19 protein-coding genes are annotated in these 18,896 nt (G+C 39.2%); 3 read left to right on the top strand and 16 right to left on the bottom strand.

The window, feature by feature from the left end; translation table 11 throughout:
* Positions 1-234 precede the first annotated feature (234 nt).
* A complete protein-coding gene (murT, locus tag K6V43_RS09755; protein ID WP_222382890.1) occupies positions 235-1,578 on the top strand; it encodes a lipid II isoglutaminyl synthase subunit MurT in 1,344 nt (447 codons plus the stop codon).
* Positions 1,578-2,363 carry a lipid II isoglutaminyl synthase subunit GatD gene (gene gatD / locus K6V43_RS09750; protein WP_222382888.1) on the top strand — a complete coding sequence of 262 codons (786 nt, stop codon included), beginning with the start codon at positions 1,578-1,580 and terminating at the stop codon, positions 2,361-2,363. The genes murT and gatD overlap by 1 nt, the downstream gene beginning before the upstream one ends.
* A 702-nt stretch (positions 2,364-3,065) precedes the next feature.
* Here gatD and hisE read toward each other — a convergent pair.
* The 11 genes from hisE to hisC are packed head-to-tail and all read right to left on the bottom strand — an operon-like array spanning position 3,066 to position 10,979.
* On the bottom strand, positions 3,066-3,380 hold the full coding sequence (gene hisE, locus K6V43_RS09745; RefSeq protein WP_172018562.1) for a phosphoribosyl-ATP diphosphatase: 315 nt from the start codon (positions 3,378-3,380) through the stop codon (positions 3,066-3,068).
* 14 nt (positions 3,381-3,394) lie between these two features.
* Entirely contained in the window at positions 3,395-3,709 is a 315-nt protein-coding gene (gene hisI / locus K6V43_RS09740; RefSeq protein WP_172007196.1) for a phosphoribosyl-AMP cyclohydrolase, read from the bottom strand.
* Positions 3,709-4,467, bottom strand: a complete 759-nt coding sequence (gene hisF, locus K6V43_RS09735; RefSeq protein ID WP_024392398.1) for an imidazole glycerol phosphate synthase subunit HisF — start codon at positions 4,465-4,467, stop codon at positions 3,709-3,711. The genes hisI and hisF overlap by 1 nt, the downstream gene beginning before the upstream one ends.
* A gap of 1 nt (position 4,468) precedes the next feature.
* Positions 4,469-5,188 carry a 1-(5-phosphoribosyl)-5-[(5-phosphoribosylamino)methylideneamino]imidazole-4-carboxamide isomerase gene (gene hisA / locus K6V43_RS09730; RefSeq protein WP_172018551.1) on the bottom strand — a complete coding sequence of 240 codons (720 nt, stop codon included), beginning with the start codon at positions 5,186-5,188 and terminating at the stop codon, positions 4,469-4,471.
* The gene (gene hisH / locus K6V43_RS09725; RefSeq protein ID WP_222382886.1) at positions 5,185-5,811 is read right to left on the bottom strand and encodes an imidazole glycerol phosphate synthase subunit HisH; all 627 of its coding nucleotides are present in this window, start codon (positions 5,809-5,811) and stop codon (positions 5,185-5,187) included. Before hisH ends, hisA begins: the two co-directional genes overlap by 4 nt.
* A 1-nt stretch (position 5,812) precedes the next feature.
* Positions 5,813-6,397, bottom strand: coding sequence for an imidazoleglycerol-phosphate dehydratase HisB (gene hisB, locus K6V43_RS09720; RefSeq protein ID WP_024392395.1), 585 nt, complete (start codon positions 6,395-6,397; stop codon positions 5,813-5,815).
* The gene (serB, locus tag K6V43_RS09715) at positions 6,394-7,041 is read right to left on the bottom strand and encodes a phosphoserine phosphatase SerB (protein ID WP_222382881.1); all 648 of its coding nucleotides are present in this window, start codon (positions 7,039-7,041) and stop codon (positions 6,394-6,396) included. Before serB ends, hisB begins: the two co-directional genes overlap by 4 nt.
* Entirely contained in the window at positions 7,028-8,311 is a 1,284-nt protein-coding gene (hisD, locus tag K6V43_RS09710; protein ID WP_024396301.1) for a histidinol dehydrogenase, read from the bottom strand. Before hisD ends, serB begins: the two co-directional genes overlap by 14 nt.
* The gene (hisG, locus tag K6V43_RS09705) at positions 8,308-8,955 is read right to left on the bottom strand and encodes an ATP phosphoribosyltransferase (protein ID WP_024404925.1); all 648 of its coding nucleotides are present in this window, start codon (positions 8,953-8,955) and stop codon (positions 8,308-8,310) included. The genes hisD and hisG overlap by 4 nt, the downstream gene beginning before the upstream one ends.
* A 1-nt stretch (position 8,956) precedes the next feature.
* On the bottom strand, positions 8,957-9,931 hold the full coding sequence (locus tag K6V43_RS09700) for an ATP phosphoribosyltransferase regulatory subunit (protein ID WP_222382879.1): 975 nt from the start codon (positions 9,929-9,931) through the stop codon (positions 8,957-8,959).
* Positions 9,897-10,979, bottom strand: coding sequence for a histidinol-phosphate transaminase (gene hisC, locus K6V43_RS09695; RefSeq protein WP_222382878.1), 1,083 nt, complete (start codon positions 10,977-10,979; stop codon positions 9,897-9,899). The genes K6V43_RS09700 and hisC overlap by 35 nt, the downstream gene beginning before the upstream one ends.
* 405 nt (positions 10,980-11,384) lie before the next feature.
* On the opposite strand from hisC, the gene K6V43_RS09690 reads away from it, so the two are divergent.
* Positions 11,385-12,128, top strand: a complete 744-nt coding sequence (locus K6V43_RS09690) for a PHP domain-containing protein (protein WP_222382876.1) — start codon at positions 11,385-11,387, stop codon at positions 12,126-12,128.
* A gap of 65 nt (positions 12,129-12,193) precedes the next feature.
* Here the strand turns inward: K6V43_RS09690 and ezrA are convergent, their stop codons facing one another.
* The 5 genes from ezrA to K6V43_RS09665 all read right to left on the bottom strand — a co-directional run bounded on the left by ezrA (position 12,194) and on the right by K6V43_RS09665 (position 18,486).
* Positions 12,194-13,918: a septation ring formation regulator EzrA gene (gene ezrA, locus K6V43_RS09685; RefSeq protein ID WP_222382875.1), complete on the bottom strand. Its 1,725-nt coding sequence runs from the start codon at positions 13,916-13,918 to the stop codon at positions 12,194-12,196.
* A gap of 88 nt (positions 13,919-14,006) precedes the next feature.
* Positions 14,007-15,959 (bottom strand): DNA topoisomerase (ATP-hydrolyzing) subunit B, encoded by a 1,953-nt coding sequence (gene gyrB / locus K6V43_RS09680; RefSeq protein WP_222382874.1) that lies wholly within the window; start codon positions 15,957-15,959, stop codon positions 14,007-14,009.
* A 122-nt stretch (positions 15,960-16,081) separates the two neighbouring features.
* Complete coding sequence (locus K6V43_RS09675) at positions 16,082-16,624, bottom strand: DJ-1 family glyoxalase III (RefSeq protein WP_024396308.1); 543 nt, start codon at positions 16,622-16,624, stop codon at positions 16,082-16,084.
* A gap of 7 nt (positions 16,625-16,631) precedes the next feature.
* Entirely contained in the window at positions 16,632-17,870 is a 1,239-nt protein-coding gene (locus K6V43_RS09670) for an FtsW/RodA/SpoVE family cell cycle protein (protein WP_024396309.1), read from the bottom strand.
* 373 nt (positions 17,871-18,243) lie between these two features.
* Positions 18,244-18,486 carry a type B 50S ribosomal protein L31 gene (locus tag K6V43_RS09665; protein WP_012027466.1) on the bottom strand — a complete coding sequence of 81 codons (243 nt, stop codon included), beginning with the start codon at positions 18,484-18,486 and terminating at the stop codon, positions 18,244-18,246.
* Positions 18,487-18,896: the final 410 nt, after the last annotated feature.

The following is an 18,896-nucleotide window of genomic DNA, read 5'->3' as shown; positions in this document are numbered from 1 at the left end:
TCGAGAAAAAGTACGCATTTTTGATATAAAAAGAAAACCTCTCTAAACCCTTGATATGCATAGGGTTAGGGAGGTTTTTGTCGTTTAAAACTGTCAAAGATGGGATTATATCACAAATTAGTCACAAATATGAGTCCGAACTCTCTTTAACTGATAAAAAAAGTGACATATCATTGTGAAGTATCTCATAGTTCCATAATAGATAAACAGGTTATTTTATGTTAAAATAGTTCCATGAAATTAAATACATTACTAGGGATTGCAGCAGGGAAATCCAGTCAATTTATCTTAAAAAAACTTGGACGTGGAACGACCCTTCCTGGCAAAATCGCCCTCAAATTCGATAAACATATTTTAGACAGTTTAGCTAAGGATTATGAAGTTGTCGTCATTACTGGAACAAATGGCAAGACGTTGACAACCGCGTTAACTGTAGGAATTCTCCAAGAAGCATTTGGAGAAATCACAACCAACACAAGTGGTGCCAATATGATTACCGGGATTACAGCCACTTTTTTGTCAGCTAAGAAAAATAAGAATGGCAAAAAAATTGCTGTCTTGGAAATTGACGAAGCCAGCCTTGCACGTGTTACAGACTTTATCAAACCAAGCTTAATAGTCTTCACCAATATCTTCCGTGATCAAATGGATCGCTACGGTGAAATTTATACCACCTATCAGATGATTTTGGACGGGGCCGCCAAAGCTCCTCAAGCAACTATATTGGCGAATGGTGATAGCCCGCTCTTCAATTCAACTTCTGTTATCAATCCAGTTAAATACTACGGTTTTGCAACGGAAGAGCATGAGCCACGACTGGCCCATTACAATACTGAAGGCGTTCTTTGCCCACATTGCCACCAAATTATCCAGTACAAGCTCAATACCTATGCTAACTTAGGGAGCTATATTTGTACCAACTGTGGCTTTAGCAGACCTGAATTGGACTACAAGTTAACTGAGTTGAAGGAAATTACCAATACTTCTTCTACTTTCGTGATTGATGGTCAAGACTATAAAATCAATATCGGCGGTCTCTACAACATTTATAATGCTCTTGCAGCAGTCAGTGTCGCTCAATTTTTCGGTGTTGCACCTGAAAAAATCAAGGCCGGTTTTGATAAATCTAAAGCAGTGTTTGGTCGCCAAGAAACCTTTAAGTTAGGAGATAAGGATTGCACACTTGTCCTTATCAAAAATCCAGTAGGTGCAACTCAAGCCATTGAAATGATGAAATTGGCTCCATATGACTTTAGTTTGTCAGTCCTACTTAACGCCAACTACGCTGACGGAATTGATACCAGCTGGATTTGGGATGCAGACTTTGAGCAAATAACCCAAATGGACATTCCACAAGTGTTTGCTGGTGGGGTTCGTTCATCTGAGATTGCCCGTCGCCTACGTGTGACTGGTTTTCAGGAAAACCAGATTACTGAAACACCTAAACTGGAAGACATCATGAGCTTAATAGAGCAATCTAGCAGCCAACACGCCTATATATTGGCTACATATACAGCCATGTTGGAATTTCGTGACTTACTCGCTCAGCGTCAAGCCGTTGGAAAGGAGATGAAATAATGGTCTATACCTCTTTAAAAAGCCCTGATAGAGACTATCAATACGATCTCCATATCGCTCACCTTTACGGCGACTTGATGAATACCTATGGTGATAACGGCAATATTCTTATGCTCAAATATGTTGCTGAAAAGCTGGGGGCGCGAGTTCAAGTGGATATTGTTTCGCTGACTGACCGTTTTGACAAAGACTTATATGATATCGCCTTTTTCGGGGGCGGTCAAGATTATGAGCAATCTGTTCTAGCCAAAGATTTGCCAACAAAAAAAGAAAATCTAGCTGACTACATTGAAAATGAAGGTGTTATGCTAGCCATCTGTGGAGGATTCCAATTACTTGGCCAATATTATATTGAAGCAGGTGGACGTAAAATTGACGGTTTAGGCATTTTAGGTCATTATACACTCAACCAGACTAATAACCGCTATATTGGGGATATCAAAATTCATAATGATGAATTTAATGAGACCTACTATGGATTTGAAAATCACCAAGGCCGAACTTTCTTGGCTGATAATCAGAAACCGCTAGGTAATGTTGTCTATGGTAATGGGAACAACAAGGAAGATGGAGGAGAGGGTATGCACTACAAAAATACCTTTGGTAGCTACTTCCATGGTCCCATCTTATCTCGCAATGCCAACTTAGCGTATCGGTTAGTCACAACAGCTCTCTGTAAAAAATATGGTCAAGACATTCCACTTGCAAACTACGCAGACATTCTCAGTAAAGAAGTTGCTGAAGAATACGGCGATGTTAAAAGCAAAGCAGAATTTGAAAAGTAATTTCAATCAGAGATTGACCTTTCGATATTAGACTCGAGAATTTTTTTCAACTAAAAAAATCAGATGCTCATTCCAATGAACATCTGATTTTTATTTCCATCAACATTCTAATACTTTTTATACTCTATGAAAATCGAAAGTAGCCTAGCTTCAACTATCTGGTAGACAGTTGAAGGCTGGAAATATTGCGAGCTGTGCTCGAGACATGAAGCCGAAGATATTACTCTGTTACTTTCTCATTCGAAGATATCAGGCTAAGGCTGGGCTCAAGCCCAGGGACACTTCTCAAAGTTTGTGTCAAAATAGTCCAGTGGAGTGGATTAAAACAGTCAGGGGATACGAATAGTCCAGTGAACTATTCGTACCTGAGCCTAGAAATAAAAAAGCGAAGTGTTTTTACCCGTGCTAAAAAAATAAAAGCGAGGCTTGTTCAGTGAACTGATTCAGCTGGTCACCGTAAAATTAGAAGGTGACCTAGGAAGCCCGAACCTACATATTTGGTAATGAGGGAACTCATTTATACCTAGTCGAATTCTTTCCCACTCCACTCATCAAGTCTCTTGTCAACGGATAATTTTGATTTTCGAAGAGTGTAAGCCAAAGATTTACTACCCTACCCTAGCCTAACTTAAACATATTGGTTAACTGAAAGTAACAGAAATAAAAGATATTAATCTCTTTCGATTAGTTCCCCTGAATTCACTAATAATTAGTGATTTCTTTTCTGTCGGCTGTTTTACTTATTTTTCCTTGACGTTCAATTAATACAGCTTCTACATCCTGAGGTGATACTTCTGTTTCCACTAAAAGTACTGCTAAATGGTAGAGCAAATCAGCAACTTCTTGAGAAATTTCATCTTTATCTGCATTTTTTGCAGCGAGTACAACTTCTGTTGATTCTTCTCCGACTTTTTTCAAGATTTTATCCAAGCCTTTGGAATAAAGGTAATTGGTATAAGAACCCTCTTTGGGGTTGGTTTTACGATCTAGCGCTTCTTGATATAGGGTATTGAGCATATTTTTTCCTTTCCTTACAAAATATCATTAAAGAAACAACTGTATGCACCTGTGTGGCAGGCAGCTCCTGTTTGGCGAACGGAGACAAGGAGAGTATCATTGTCACAATCCGTTTTTATGGAGACAACCTCTTGAAAATGTCCACTCGTTGCGCCTTTATGCCAGAGCTCCTGGCGAGAACGACTCCAGTAGTGCATTTTCCTGGTACTTAGTGTTTTTTCATAGGCATCTTGATTCATGTAAGCAAGCATAAGAACCTGACCTGTTTGGTAGTCTGTAACAATCACAGGTATCAGTCCTCCCTGCTTTTCAAAATTTAACTGCACCATCACACTCTTACCTCTATTCCACTTTGTCGCATAGCCTGCTTGGTATCAGCAATGCTCACTTCACCATAGTGAAATATAGAAGCAGCCAACGCTCCAGTAGCAGGAGTTTGTTCAAAAACCTCTAAGATATGTTGGCTATTGCCCGCACCACCTGAAGCAATGATCGGAACCGTCACTACATTAGCTACAGCATTGAGCATTTCGATATCAAAACCAGACTTGGTGCCGTCCTTATCCATGCTGGTTAAAAGGATTTCACCAGCACCAAGGGAAACTACCTTTTTGGCCCAGTCAAGTAGGTCAATACCTGTATCTTTTCTACCACCTGCTACAAAGACATGCCAGGAACCATCCTCTACTTTTTTCGCATCTATTGCCACCACCACACATTGATTACCGAACTTTTCTGCACAGTCCGCAATGAGTTGTGGATTTGCAACAGCTGATGAATTCACAGAAACCTTGTCGGCACCAGCCTTTAGCATCTTATTCATATCTTCGACCGACCGAATACCTCCACCAACTGTAAAAGGAATAAAAACCTGCTCTGCAACTCGGCGTACCATATCAACAGTCGTATCCCGTTCTTCATGGGTTGCTGTAATATCAAGGAAAACTAGTTCATCACAACCAGCTTCATAATAGGCTTTGGCTGCATCAACAGGATCCCCTACATCTGTTAAATTGACAAAATTAACGCCTTTAACCACTCGGCCGTCTTTTACGTCAAGACAAGGAATAATGCGTTTCGCTAACATATTATTCCTCCACTTCAACCAGTTCAGTAAGGCTAATTCTTCCACTATAATAAGCCTTACCTACGATCGTACCGTAAACACCAATTGCTTTTAATTGTTCCAAATCACTGAGGGCATGAATACCACCAGATGCAATTACTTTGGCACTTGTGAGTTTTGCAATTAACTCTTTGTAATGAGCAAAGTTGGGACCTGCCAGCGTTCCATCGCGATCTACATCAGTATAAACAAATAAGCGGACACCAATTTTTTCCATTTCTAAAGCAAGCTGAACAAAGTCTACATCACTGGTTTCAAGCCACCCTTCCGTTGCGACACGACCAGATTTTGCATCAATCCCTACAACGATTCTATCACTGCCAAATTGAGCTAAAGCCTCTTGCACAAAAGAAGGATTTTTGACAGCCATAGAACCAATGATCACACGATCAATACCAACTTCCAAATAGTCCGCAATCTGCTCAAGGGTGCGAATTCCCCCACCAACTTGTATGTTCAAATCGGTCTCCTGTTTTAACTGAGCAATCAAATCACGGTTGGCAGCCCGCCCTTCCAAAGCTCCATCCAAATCCACAACATGGATAAAATCAATACCTGCTTCTTTGAATAGTTTAGCTTGTCCAATCACATCTGGATTAACAACTGTCTCTTGACGAAAGTCTCCTTTGAACAGACGAACAGCGCGACCTTCTCTTATATCAATGGCTGGATAAATCTTCATATCCCACCTCTACTTTCTAGTTGACAAACTTGAGCAAAATTCCGCAAAATACCTAGGCCAATCTCACCTGATTTTTCAGGGTGAAATTGCGCACCATACACTTTTTCTTTGGATATCATAGCTGGAATTTCTTGGCTATAAGAGGCCGTTACATCCAAATATTCATTGGGAATATCTGTAAAATAACTATGGACAAAATAGACAGATTCTCCATCTAAATCACTAGTGAGTGGATTCTGTTGTCTCGTTTGCAAAACATTCCATCCCATGTGGGGGACAGGATATCCAGTCTCTGGTAGGATTGGCCGACACGTTCCAGGAATCAATCCTAAACCTTGAGTTGGCTGGTGTTCCAATCCTTCTTCAAGAAGCAACTGCATCCCGAGACAAATTCCCAAGAGTGGTGTTCCACCAGCTACAGCCTCCTTAATGGCTGGGATGAGTTGGCGTTTTTCCAACTCCGCCATTGCAGAAGGAAAGGCTCCAACTCCAGGCAATATTAATCCTTGGGCCTTCCGAATTTGCTCTGGATTTGCAGACAATACTGCTTCTACCCCAATACTCTTTAAAGCTCGCAATACATTTGCAGTATTTCCAGCATCATAATCAATTACAATCATCATCTTACAAGATCCCTTTTGTTGAGTTAACCCCTTGAATCTCAGGGTTTATCGTGATTGCTTCTCGTAAAGCACGACCAGTAGCCTTGAATAAACTTTCTGACTTGTGATGACTATTCTTTCCATGTAATATTTTTAAGTGGAGATTCATTTGTAGATTGAAGGCCAACGCTTGAAAGAATTCTTCCACTAATTCAGTATCAAAATCTCCTAATTTTGGATTGTCAAAATGAGCATCAAAAACCAGGTAAGAACGACCAGAAAGATCAAGACTAGCCATTCCAAGCGTTTCATCCATGGGTACAAAGCTAGTTCCATAGCGGTTGATGCCTTCTTTTTTGCCCAAGGCTTCTCTTATAGCTTGTCCTAAAACAATTCCTACATCCTCAACAGTATGGTGACTATCCACCCAAGTATCTCCATCTACAGTAACAAGGAGTGAAATGCGACTATGACGGGCGAAAAGCGTCAGCATATGGTCAAAAAAACCTACACCTGTTGCAATCTCAACAGGTTCTTGCTGATCCAGATTTACCGTCAACTTGATTTTTGTTTCAAAAGTGTTACGTTCAATACTTGCTTGTCTCATGCAGTTACCTCATCAATAATTTCAATTGCCTTATAGAGATTTTTTTCGGTAATACGGTAAGGAGCGGCTTGTTCAACAATTGGTTTAGCACAAAAAGCAATTCCAATACCCGCCACCTGAATCATAGGTAGGTCATTGGCTCCGTCTCCCATGGCAACCGTATCCTTCAGTTCTAAGTCATTGTCTAAAGCCCAAGCTTTCAACTGAGCTTTTTTTACATCCTTAGTCACAATTTCACCAAGAACACGACCTGTTAGTTTACCATTGATAATTTCCAAGTGGTTAGCTTTAACATAATCGAGATTGAGTCGCTCCGCTAGAATATCCACCGTTTGATGGAAGCCGCCTGAAACAACTGCAACCTTATAACCTCGCTTATGCAACTCTGCTACCAGTTCTTCTGCCCCAGGTGTGAAATGAATACGTCCTAAGATAGTATCCAGAACTGTTTCTGGCAAGCCTTTTAACAGGGCAACACGTTCCCGAAGTGCTTCTTCAAAATCTAACTCTCCCCGCATGGCACGCTCGGTAATACTTGCAACCTGTTCGCCTGCCCCTGCTTCCTCGCCTAATAAATCAATTCCTTCTTCCATGATCAAGGTGCTATCCACATCCATGACCAATAATCCTTTAACTTTCTTCATTTCTCACCTCAATTGCACGTGCATGAGCAGCCAAACCTTCTGAATATGCCAAGGTTGTAATGGCCTGACTGGCTGCTTGTACAGCTTCCTTACTATATTGTGTATACTGAATACGCTTGATAAAATCATGAACTCCCAATGCTGAATAAAAACGGCTGGTTCCAGATGTAGGAAGGACGTGATTGGTCCCTGCAAAATAATCTCCAATAGGCTCGCTAGTAAAATGTCCTAAAAAGATAGAGCCTGCATGTTTGACAAATGGAAGATATTCATAGGCATTTTCCATTGCAATTTCCAAATGTTCTGGAGCAACCAAATTCATCAGCTCAAACATTTCATCTACTGTTTCTGTGAGGATAATCCGTCCATTATCAGCAATTGATGCTGCTGCGATTTCCTTTCTAGGTAGTGATTCAAGCTGCCGTTCAATTTCTTGTTCTACTTCTTGAGCCAGTTTGGCCGAATTAGTCACTAAAATAGCTCGTGCCAACTTATCATGTTCAGCTTGTGATAATAAATCCGCAGCAACATAGACAGGGTTAGCTGTTTCATCCGCAATCACCCCAATTTCGGATGGTCCAGCTATCATATCAATTCCAACCAAACCATAAACTAGTTTTTTTGCCGTTGCTACATAAATATTGCCCGGACCGGTTATCTTATCTACCTTGGGAATAGACTCCGTTCCATATGCAAGAGCAGCAATGCCATGAGCCCCACCCACCTGATAAATCTTGTCTACACCAGCTAGTTTTGCTGCAACCAATATAGCTGGATGATAGGTTTCCTGTGGAGGAGTAATCATTACAATTTCTGAAACACCAGCAATTTTAGCTGGAACAACATTCATTAAGACAGATGAAGGATAGGCAGCAGTACCACCTGGGACGTAGACTCCAACCCTCTCCAATGGACGAATCAACTGACCACGGATAACACCAGTTGATGGTTGATCTTCAAATCCCCTTTCAACCTGTTGCAGATGGTAGGATTCAATATTCGCCTTCGCTTTTTGTAAGGCAGAAAGGATTTGCGGATCAATAGCCGCAAAGGCTTCATCAATCATCTCATCAGAAACAGCCAGTTGTTCCACATGAATACCATCAAACTGTTGATTGTAACGTCTAAGAGCCTCATCACCATTTTGAGCAACATCGGCCATGATGTCTTTAACAACTTCTTCAACAGATACAGTTTCTGCATTTAGTGCAATCTGTTCTTCATAGAGAAGCTGTGCAATTTCTTGACTTTTTCCACTTAATCGTTTCATGTAAAGGGTACCTCCTCATTTCCAACAATCGATTCTAATTTTTCAATAAACTCTCGAATTTGGGGTTTGTTCTTTATACTTGCCTTATTGACAATCAATCTTGTCGAAATGCGACAAATATCTTCGAAAACTACAAGACCGTTAGCAACTAAGGTATTTCCAGTTTCCACAATATCCACAATAGCATCTGCTAACCCTAATACTGGAGCAATTTCCACACTGCCTTGTATAGAAATGATTTCAACATCTTCACCTTTTTTATTAAAATATTCCATGGCAACAGTTGGATATTTGGTCGCAATACGCTTTCGCTTATGGTCACTTGGATTGTAAGTAGGAATGGAAGCTACTGAAAATTTACAAAGTCCAAAATTTAAATCTAGCATTTCAAGAAAACCAGTTGGGTGCTCAATCAGCACATCCTTGCCAACAATCCCTAAATCTGCCACCCCATGTCGAACATAGGTCGTAACATCAGGAGCCTTGACCAATAAAAAACGAAACTGCCCATCTGGACTTTCAAAAATCAAGTTTCTCCCTTTTTCCATCATAAAGGACATATCAAATCCAGCTTTTTCAAGTAAAGCAAGCGTTTCTTTCTCAATCCGCCCTTTGGTTAGAGCAATGGTTACTTGTTCCACCATCTTACTGGCCTCCTTCATAATCAATATTCTTACGGATTGCTTGATAAACCGCATCAATCTCTAAAGCCCATCCAACCGCTGTCAGTTTCTGAGCACCAAATCGTTCAAACAATTTATCGTATCGCCCTCCAGATAAGAAGGCATCCGGTACCTGTTGATCAAAAACCTTGAACATCATACCGGTATAGTATGGAACTGTTGGAAGTTGCGCTAAATCTACAGTTACGACACCTAGGTCTTTCTCAATGAAGGCAATCAATTCTTCTAATTGATCAAAGGCCTTGAGTAATTGAGAATTAGTCACCACTTCCCGAGCTTGTCTCAAGACTGTCCCACTCTCTCCAAATAAATAAGGAAGCCTACGAATAAAGCCATCAAATTCACTAGGGTGTCGCTTGGTAAATTCATTCAACTTAGTGATGTTTTTATCCCGAATATGAAGGGAGAGTTCATTTGCAAGTTCACCAGTCAATCCAAGATGATCGAATATGGTCTTTAAAATTGCCGCATGAGAAAACTCAAATTTATATCCCTTTAATCCAAGCTTATCAAGAACTTCCTTCGCACTAGAAATGGCATCCTGATATGCTACTTGAGCAGGAAATCCAATAATTTCGATACCAGCCTGAGTTCGCTCATTTTCCAACCCCCGCATCAACTCCTGACTTTGAAAAACCTTGCCTGAGTATGAAAATTTAATTGGTGTGTGCACCCGTGTTGAAGCAATAACTCTGGCAATTTGACTGGTAATATCTGGGCGCAGGCTAAGTAATTGACCTTCTTTATCAAATAAATGGTAATTATCTCTATTTACCTGATCTGAAAAAACTTCAAAATGTTCCAATGTTGGTGTCTCAATCCGATGGAATCCTCGTTCCATTAAGAGGTCACTAACAGTTCTTTCAATTTCATAAGTTGCCTTGGCCCGTTTAAACAGTTTATCATGTAAGCCCTGTGGCAATGTTCGTTTGTTCATGACAATATTCCTTTATTTTTAATAGGACAGTTTCCATTTCCTTCTGCGTTCCAATGGAAATACGAAGCCAATCCTGAATTCGTTCCTGGGAAGGAAAATAGCGAATATAGATATTTTCTTTTTCTAAATAGGCAAACAACTCCTTCGCCTTAACCAATGAGGGTTTGACTAAAAGAAAATTTGTTGATGAAGGTAAGACATCGAAGTTCAAGCCTTCTAATTCATTCGCAAACCAATCACGTGTTTCCATAATGGCTTGGCAAGATTCTTGATAGTAGGGCCAATCTTCCACTGCTGCAAGTGCAAGTGTTTCTGAAATCGCATCAACATTATAAGGATTGATCGAATTACGAACGGCTTGAATCACACTTATGAGTTGCTTAGAACCTACACCGTATCCAACTCGCAATCCTGCTAGAGAAGCATCTTTAGAAAATGTACGAGTAATAAATAAATTCGGATATTTATCAAGAAGCCCCAATGCTGACCGTCCACCAAAATTGACGTAGGCTTCATCAATGATAACCACTACTTGTGAATTGGCTTTTAATACAGCCTCAATCTCATCTAAGGTCTGAAAACGCCCTGTCGGTGCATTTGGATTGGTTAGAATAATACCTCCACATTCCCTCTGATAGTCAGCTACATGCCAGCTAAAATCAGTTCTCAAAGGAACCTCCTCATAAGGAACACCATAGAGTTGAGCCCATACCTTATAGAACCCATAGGTTAGATCTGGAAATAACACAGGTGATTCAGTTTGAAAAAAAGCAAGGAAAGCCATGGAAAGAATATCATCTGAACCATTTCCTATCACAAAGTGCTCCGGATCCAATCCATGCTGATGAGCAAGTGCCTGACGTAAATCAGCCTGATCTAAGCTAGAGTAGCGCCGAAGTTGTTTTCCTTCAAATTTCGCCAATGCATTTATAACAGCCGGACTTGGACCATAGGCATTTTCATTTGTATTAAGCTTAATCATATTTTCTACCTTTGGCTGTTTTCCAGCTATGTAAGGTTCAATTTTTCTCAGTCCTTTTAGTTCCATTTTATCCTCCAAAATCAAAAAACCACATGCGAAGTCCTTGTATCAGGACGTTTGCACGTGGTTCCACCTTCATTCAGATATATGTCGCCACATATCCCTCAGGAAGTCTAAGACTTCAGCTCGTAACGTGAGCAGACGTCAATTGCTATTGAGTCTTTCAACCGTTCACAACTGCACTCAAGAATGTGTGCCCTAATCTTTGTATCCTTTCAGCAACTAGATACTCTCTGCAAGCGATTCGGGATTGTTTCTATCTTCGATTTTCTATTTTGTACTATTTTACCAAATTTTTAAGAAATTGCAAGAATTATCAGAATTTTTTATGATAATCCTAACCTTCGCCTTTAAAGTAAGTCTTGCTCAAGATTCTAGCTTCTGTTACAATAGAAAAAAAGGAGGTTTGCCATGCGAGATAACCATTTGCACACTCATCATTCCTATGACTCAGAAACAGATTTTAAAGATTATTTGGATCAGTACGATGGCGAAATTGTGACAACAGAACATTTTGACTTATCCAACCCTTACAGCAAACAGGACGATGTACCCGACTATGAAGCCTATTCTAAAGAAATAGCTGAGCTAAACAAACAATACAATAACCGCATCAAAAAAGGAATTGAAATTGGCTACTTCCAGCCACGCGAAGCAGATATTCTTTCTTATCTGGCTGATAAAGAGTTTGATTTAAAACTACTCTCCGTCCACCATAATGGAGTAAATGACTACTTAGACGATGAAGTAGCTGACATGGATATGCATACCGTCATAAGTGACTACTTAGATCGACTAGAATTCGCTATCGGACGCGTTGAAGCTGATGTTCTTGCCCATTTTGACTATGGATTCCGTCTCTTCGACTTATCCGTAAAGGATTTACAGATATATGAACCACAGTTAATTCGTATTTTTCAAAAAATGATTGAAAATAATCTTGCATTTGAATTAAATGCCAAGAGTATCTACCTCTACCATCACGAAGACCTTTATCGTTATGCACTTTCTCTGGTTCAACAATTGGGATGCCATCGCTATTCAATTGGATCTGACGGTCATAAACTGGCCCATTTCAGATTAGGCTTTGATCAGCTCGAATCCTTATTAGAAGAATACTCTATTTCTAGAGAAGAAGTCATTAATTACCGATAGGACTTACAAAAAAAGACCAGTATGTCGCTTTTCCTAATGCGATATACTGGTCTTTTCGTCTTTGTTTAATAGCGAATAGCTTCGCGAGTTTTTTCATATGAACGAACGAAACGTTCTGTTACACCAGGCTCAACTGTCTCCAATGCAAATGAAATTTCTTCAAAAGAGGCTTGATAATCAAACTCTTTTTCAAAAATAGCTAAAGAACGGTTAAAAGCTTTTTGAACATTCTCATCGAATGAACGGTAACGGTTAGAATATTGTAAGAGTTGCTCTGTCAAAGTTGCATTTTGTACAATTAAATAAGCTAACTCTTCCAGTTGATTCATATCGTAAGTAGCATTTTCTAATAAACGGTTAACCACTTCGATGTTAATTCGTTTATAGTCCAATTCAGAAATCAATGCCTCAACATGATCGCTTGTTCTGAAGAAACTAGTTAAGAACTCACCAGGAATTCCTGGCATATTGCGTTTTTCCATGTAGCGTTTCAAGGTATGAAGCTTATTGATATAAAGTGTAGCTTTTTTACGCGCTGCGTTTTCTGAAATTTCTTGTGACTTCAGATACTCTGCAAGTACTAATTGCTCTTCTTCGATTTCTTTCAATGTTGATAAAGCATGTTCTAGACGCTCTTGTACAATTGAATAAGCAACTTGTGGCGTCTCAATCTCATCAACACTTTCAGTCACAACTATTTCAATGGACTCCAAACGTTTTTTCAATTGATTAATACGAGACAATTTACTTTCTGCCAATAAATAACTTGCATTTAATCGAGAAGCTTCTTCGTCAAGTTTCGCAGTATTTTCTGTGACATGTGCCAAGAATTTTGGCAAGGTATTACTGATCTTCACAACTGCTTTATGTGCTTCGATTTCGCGTGTGAATAATTGATAGAGGTTATCCAATTTAGCTTGAATCTCGTCATTTTCAACTTCAGCCGCATCCAAATCAAAAGATACAATCAAAGCTGTATTTTCACGAATAGAAACACGAATATTCTGGAATTGAGACTCTACATCACTATCTGTAAACAAATAATTTTGCTCAACTAATTTGCGATAACCAGTCTCCAAATCATCTAATTGATCTGGGAATGACTTTTCAACCTTTTCAATCAAATTAGGAATACGATCCATAATTTGATTCAGGGCAATCATGTGCTCTTCTGTCTTATCAAGAATTTCAGACGCCTCGATTGGGTCCCCAGATGAATTTAACATGACAAACTCAGAGAATTCGACTTCAATATTTTTCAACTGTTTCTCTAATTCTGGCAAGGTTTCACCAAAACTATCCGCATTATCTCGAACTGTTTCCTGTAAACTATCGAAGAGATTCAATGCATGTTTCACGCGACCTGAATTTTTCTCTTCCTGTTCTTTTAATTCAACAAGTCCGTGGCGAATAGCTTCAATATCTTCCTCAACCAAATTAATCTGGCTTTCAATACTATCAATTGCATTTTTTGCACTAATGAATCGGAAAGAATTGTTAAAACCTTCAGCTTCAAAAATATGATTTTCAATATCAGCAAATGAGTTGAGTGATAAATCCACCCATTTTTGATTCCACTCACGGAATGTAACTTGGCTTTGACCAATCAAATGAAGTGCCTTAACGGCCTCCACTTCCTGATTCACTGGCAGATTAAATAAATCTTCCTTGCGCTCTTCTAATGCAACCAAAAGGTTATCATTACGTTTGCGAACAATCAGACAGGCTACATAGGCAATGATTAAAATAATAACAATCGAAATGATTAAAATGATTGTTCCAGTAGGCATGTAAATCTCCTTAGTTTCATAATGATTACAAGTAAATATCGCTTAATTATACCATATCTTACTAGCGATTGCACTATTTTTTTCATTTTTACACATCTAGTGTTGAATACACGGCATTTTCTTCGATAAACTCTCGACGAGGTTCAACCTTATCCCCCATCAGCATATCAAATATCTTGTCAGCTTCTGCAGCATCATCAACGGAAACACGCGCCATTAAACGGTTTTCTGGATTCATAGTTGTCTCCCATAATTGATGATCATCCATCTCTCCTAAACCTTTATAACGCTGAATAGTTGGCTTAGAGCGTCCCGTACTATGTCTCTCTAAAGCGTCTTGTAATTCCTGCTCTTGATTGACACCTGGTTGAATATACTCTTTAATATCGCTTCCAACCTTAACACCATAGATAGGTGGTTGTGCAATGTAGACATATCCTGCTTCAACAATCGGACGCATGTAGCGGTAGAATAAAGTCAAAAGGAGAGTACGAATATGAGCACCATCCACATCGGCATCCGTCATGATGACTAATTTTTGGTAACGAGCCTTGGTAACATCAAAATCCGCTCCAAAACCAGTCCCCATAGCAGTAAATAAGCTACGGATTTCTTCATTGGCCAAAATCTTATCCATGCTCGCTTTTTCAACGTTCAAGATTTTACCACGAATTGGTAGGATTGCCTGAAACTCACGATTTCGTCCAGATTTTGCTGATCCGCCAGCTGAATCCCCCTCAACGATAAACAACTCTGTCTTAGTTGCATCATTCGATGAACAATCAGCTAACTTACCAGGAAGATTGGAAATCTCAAGACCTGATTTCTTACGAGTGACTTCACGCGCACGCTTGGCTGCAATACGAGCCTTGCTTGCCAGAATCCCTTTCTCAACAATCCGTCGAGCAATCTGTGGATTTTCCAACAGAAACTCCGCAAAAGCATCAGAAAAGAGGCGGTTTGTTATTTTTACAACTTCGCTATTTCCAAGTTTTGTCTTTGTTTGTCCTTCAAATTGCGGTGCAGGATGCTTAACAGAAATGACTGCTGTCAAACCTTCTCGAACATCTTCACCAGTCAGATTGTCTTCATTTTCCTTTAGGATTTTGTTCTTTTTTGCATAATCATTGATGACACGAGTCAATGCTGTACGGAAACCTTGTTCGTGAGTACCGCCTTCATGAGTATGGATATTATTGGCGAAACTGATGACATTTTCATGATAACTTGTTGTATATTGCATAGCAACCTCAACAGTAATATCCTCCATCTCACCCTCAGTGTAAATTGGTGTCTCAAAAATCACATCTTTATTTTCATTGAGGTATTCAACATAAGAGGCGATCCCGCCTTCATAATGGTATTCCTTGGTTTGTTCCAAGCCCTCCCGTTTGTCAGTAATTGAAAGATTTAAACCACGGTTTAGAAATGCAAGTTCTTGAATCCGCTTGTTTAATTTAGCAAATTCAAATTCAGTTGTTTCAGTAAAAATCTCAGGGTCTGGTGTGAAATGAACAGTTGTACCAGAACGGTCTGTTTCACCAATTACTTTCAAATCTGCAACAACTTCACCTCTTCGGTATTCTTGGTAATAAACCTGACCGTTTTTATAGACTCGTACATCCAATTGAGTAGACAAGGCATTTACAACAGAAGAACCAACGCCGTGCAAACCACCAGATACCTTGTAGCCGCCTCCGCCAAATTTACCTCCGGCATGGAGCACTGTGAAGACCGTCTCAACAGCTGGACGACCCGTTTTTTCCTGAATATCGACAGGAATACCGCGTCCGTTATCAATAACGGTAATAGAATTATCTTGCTCAATGAAAACTTCAATTTTATTCGCAAATCCTGCCAACGCCTCGTCAATCGAGTTATCGACAATTTCCCACACCAAATGATGTAAACCCTCTTTAGATGTGGAACCAATATACATCCCTGGACGCATACGAACAGCTTCCAGACCTTCTAGAACTTGGATTTGACTGGCATCATACTCTTGAGCTTTTTCTTGTAAATCTTTGATTTCTTCTGTCATTTTTCTTCCTTTATCGCTATTAAAAACATTCTAGTGAATACCTTTCATTATAGCATATTTTTTACTAATTTAACAGTAAAAAAGAAAGGTAGATGACTCTCATTCTACCTTTCTCGTTCTACTTAATTACGGCGATAAACCATCTTCTTAGCTAATTCATGCCCATCATTGCCAAACATATCTACCAACGTATAAGCAAATTCCAGACTGGTTCCTGCCCCACGACTTGTAACGATTGGACCATCAACTACAACTACTTCTTCAATATGATTCCCTGATTGAATATCCTGTTCCATACCTGGATAGCACGTGTAATTTCTGTTCTCCAATAAGCCAGCTCTGTCCAGCACAATAGGAGCAGCACAGATAGCAGCAACAACTTTACCAGTGTCAACAACAGCCTGTAAGTCCGCAATCAATTCACTATGATCACGAAGGTTTGTAGCACCTGGCATCCCCCCCGGCAATACAACAAGATCATAGGAAGTTAATTGTCCCGAAAACCTTGTATCAGCTTCCACACGAATTCCATGAGAACCTTCAACCGTTCGATCCAGTAATCCTATCATATGACAGTCAAATCCAGCCCTACGAAAAATATCAACAGGTGCCAAAGCCTCGATTTCTTCAAAACCCGGCGCCAACATTACTGCAACTTTTACCATATGAAACCTATCTTTCTACACGTTTGATCGTGATTTTTTTAAATTTACGTGAATGATCATTGTCTCTTTCATTCGACAAATGATACTGGTAACCCATGGACAAAATCAATCCTATACCAATTAAGTTGGCTACCATTGATGATCCACCTTGTGAAATAAAAGGTAAAGGAATACCTGTCAAAGGCAATAATCCAGTTGCTGCACCAATATTCTCAAAAACGTGGAACAAAAGCATCATGATATAGCCTGTAGATATGTAGGTATAGTATTTGTTGTTCGATTTCAAGGTAACCCGTAACATTCTATAAATTAACAATAAATATAGACCAATCAATACACTACTACCTATAAAACCAAAATCCTCAGCAATAACAGTAAAAATCATGTCACTTTCACGAACTGGGATGAGTAAATTAGTCTGATTAAAGCCAATCCCTTTTAAACCACCACTTCCAATCGCAATGAGACTTTGTGCCTGTTGATAGGTCGTAGTTTGAGCATTTTTAAAAGGATCCAACCAAGCGGAAATCCGGTTGATTTGATAGGTGTCCATTCCCAAATTATGCAATAGAGTTGTTCCACCAGGTGAAATAAAAATCAACATAAAGCCAGTCACCAAAACGAAAGCAACAAGGCTAATGGGCACCAATATTTTCCATGATACTCCTGATAAAAGAACCATTCCGCAAAAAATAGCAATGAAAACCAAGGATGTACCCAGATCACTTTGTAAGGCCAATAATGCCAAAACAGGGATCGTAAAGAGTGTCAAATATCCTATTAATTTGAAATCATTCTTTATGGACTGTTCTTCATGGTACTTGTGAAATGTAACAATCACTCTTGCCAACATGATGATGTATGAGATTTTCACAAATTCAGAAGGTTGAAACAGCGTTGTATCTCCAATCGTAACCCAGTTCTTAGCACCTGTTGAAGCAACTAAATCCGGACTGTAGAAAAATAATGGAAGAACCATCAATCCTAAACCCAAAACATAGAGAAACGGTGTAATTTGCCATAAGAACTTGGTAGAAAAAAACATAACGAAGAAGGCAGCAACAACTCCAATTCCTATCCATGCAACCTGTTGCCCAACCATCTGAAGTACAATATCAGGATAATCCTGACTAACTGCGATATACAATGAGAGTATACCTACAACTAGTAAAAAAAAGACGAGTAGAATAAGTGAATAATCTATTCGACTATCAATTGTTCCTCTGTTATTCATAAATGACCTCATACTTTCAACTCAAATACTAACTCTTTCCATTATAGCAAAAAAAGACTGGTCATTGAAATCAAAAGTTGAAATGTATAACCAAAATCGTAAAAGTGCAAACTAGTTCAATCTCATCAAGGCATTATAAAACAATTGACGGAACAACTACTACTTTAAATAGTAATACATCCATAAAACGACAACACAAAAGAAAAAACGACTGAAAAGTTTGCCCAATTCATGAGTATGTAAACCAATGGCAATCATTTTGGCAATCACGCACGAAAATAGCCCTCTCCAATTTCTAGAGTCAAAGAAAAAATGGTCCACTGGACCATAACTCGCTCTTTTGTTTTCAAGCTCGTGAAAAAACAGTCCGTTAAGGACTGTTTTTTTATTTGAGACCGTATTTTTTGTTGAAACGATCCACACGTCCATCTGCTTGAGTGAACTTTTGACGTCCAGTATAGAATGGGTGTGAGTCTGATGAAATTTCCACACGGATCAATGGGTAAGTTTCACCTTCGAATTCAACTGTTTCGTTTGATTTCTTAGTTGAACCACTAAGGAACTTGTAGCCAGTAGTTGTGTCCATGAAGACAACAGTGCGATATTCTGGATGGATATCTTTTTTCATTATAAAAATTCCTTTCTGCCATGGTCTCTTTTTCGAGCCATAGATTATAACCATTTAATTTTACCAAAAGTTTTTCCTTCTGGCAAGTCTTTTAAACCAATTTTTAACTATTTTAGGAAATTTCAAAAACTCCCAAAAACCATTTCAAAAACTAAAGTGCTGATGCACCCGAAGCTACATCAGATGTGACCCTTGCTCCAAATCCCCCTCTTGAAGGACTGCCCGGGAATTTGACAGTTTGAATGACGCAAAAGTGCTCTAATCATTGATATAGCGCTATTTTTTTGTCAAATTTTTGTATATATTTCTTGCGTACTTTCTCGTACTGTGGTATAATAGAGTGAGGTGCGAATCTATGAGAGTTAAAAAATCAGTATCTAAAAACACAATCAATTATGCCATTATCAAAG

This window comes from Streptococcus suis, assembly GCF_019794615.1.
In the GTDB taxonomy this organism is placed as follows: domain Bacteria; phylum Bacillota; class Bacilli; order Lactobacillales; family Streptococcaceae; genus Streptococcus; species Streptococcus suis_AI.
Note: the sequence above shows the minus strand (reverse complement) of the source record. Positions and strands in the feature narration are given on the sequence as shown.

What these genes read in the sequence shown, in the direction of transcription:
- hisA (WP_172018551.1), bottom strand. Translation starts at nt 5,188, where the DNA reads ATGAAGATTTATCCAGCCATTGATATAAGAGAAGGTCGCGCTGTTCGT.
- murT (WP_222382890.1), top strand. Translation starts at nt 235, where the DNA reads ATGAAATTAAATACATTACTAGGGATTGCAGCAGGGAAATCCAGTCAA.
- hisB (WP_024392395.1), bottom strand. Translation starts at nt 6,397, where the DNA reads ATGAGACAAGCAAGTATTGAACGTAACACTTTTGAAACAAAAATCAAG.
- hisE (WP_172018562.1), bottom strand. Translation starts at nt 3,380, where the DNA reads ATGCTCAATACCCTATATCAAGAAGCGCTAGATCGTAAAACCAACCCC.
- hisG (WP_024404925.1), bottom strand. Translation starts at nt 8,955, where the DNA reads ATGGTGGAACAAGTAACCATTGCTCTAACCAAAGGGCGGATTGAGAAA.
- hisD (WP_024396301.1), bottom strand. Translation starts at nt 8,311, where the DNA reads ATGAAACGATTAAGTGGAAAAAGTCAAGAAATTGCACAGCTTCTCTAT.
- gyrB (WP_222382874.1), bottom strand. Translation starts at nt 15,959, where the DNA reads ATGACAGAAGAAATCAAAGATTTACAAGAAAAAGCTCAAGAGTATGAT.
- K6V43_RS09700 (WP_222382879.1), bottom strand. Translation starts at nt 9,931, where the DNA reads ATGAACAAACGAACATTGCCACAGGGCTTACATGATAAACTGTTTAAA.
- K6V43_RS09690 (WP_222382876.1), top strand. Translation starts at nt 11,385, where the DNA reads ATGCGAGATAACCATTTGCACACTCATCATTCCTATGACTCAGAAACA.
- gatD (WP_222382888.1), top strand. Translation starts at nt 1,578, where the DNA reads ATGGTCTATACCTCTTTAAAAAGCCCTGATAGAGACTATCAATACGAT.
- hisI (WP_172007196.1), bottom strand. Translation starts at nt 3,709, where the DNA reads ATGGTGCAGTTAAATTTTGAAAAGCAGGGAGGACTGATACCTGTGATT.
- hisH (WP_222382886.1), bottom strand. Translation starts at nt 5,811, where the DNA reads ATGATGATTGTAATTGATTATGATGCTGGAAATACTGCAAATGTATTG.
- ezrA (WP_222382875.1), bottom strand. Translation starts at nt 13,918, where the DNA reads ATGCCTACTGGAACAATCATTTTAATCATTTCGATTGTTATTATTTTA.
- K6V43_RS09670 (WP_024396309.1), bottom strand. Translation starts at nt 17,870, where the DNA reads ATGAGGTCATTTATGAATAACAGAGGAACAATTGATAGTCGAATAGAT.
- serB (WP_222382881.1), bottom strand. Translation starts at nt 7,041, where the DNA reads ATGAAGAAAGTTAAAGGATTATTGGTCATGGATGTGGATAGCACCTTG.
- K6V43_RS09675 (WP_024396308.1), bottom strand. Translation starts at nt 16,624, where the DNA reads ATGGTAAAAGTTGCAGTAATGTTGGCGCCGGGTTTTGAAGAAATCGAG.
- K6V43_RS09665 (WP_012027466.1), bottom strand. Translation starts at nt 18,486, where the DNA reads ATGAAAAAAGATATCCATCCAGAATATCGCACTGTTGTCTTCATGGAC.
- hisF (WP_024392398.1), bottom strand. Translation starts at nt 4,467, where the DNA reads ATGTTAGCGAAACGCATTATTCCTTGTCTTGACGTAAAAGACGGCCGA.
- hisC (WP_222382878.1), bottom strand. Translation starts at nt 10,979, where the DNA reads ATGGAACTAAAAGGACTGAGAAAAATTGAACCTTACATAGCTGGAAAA.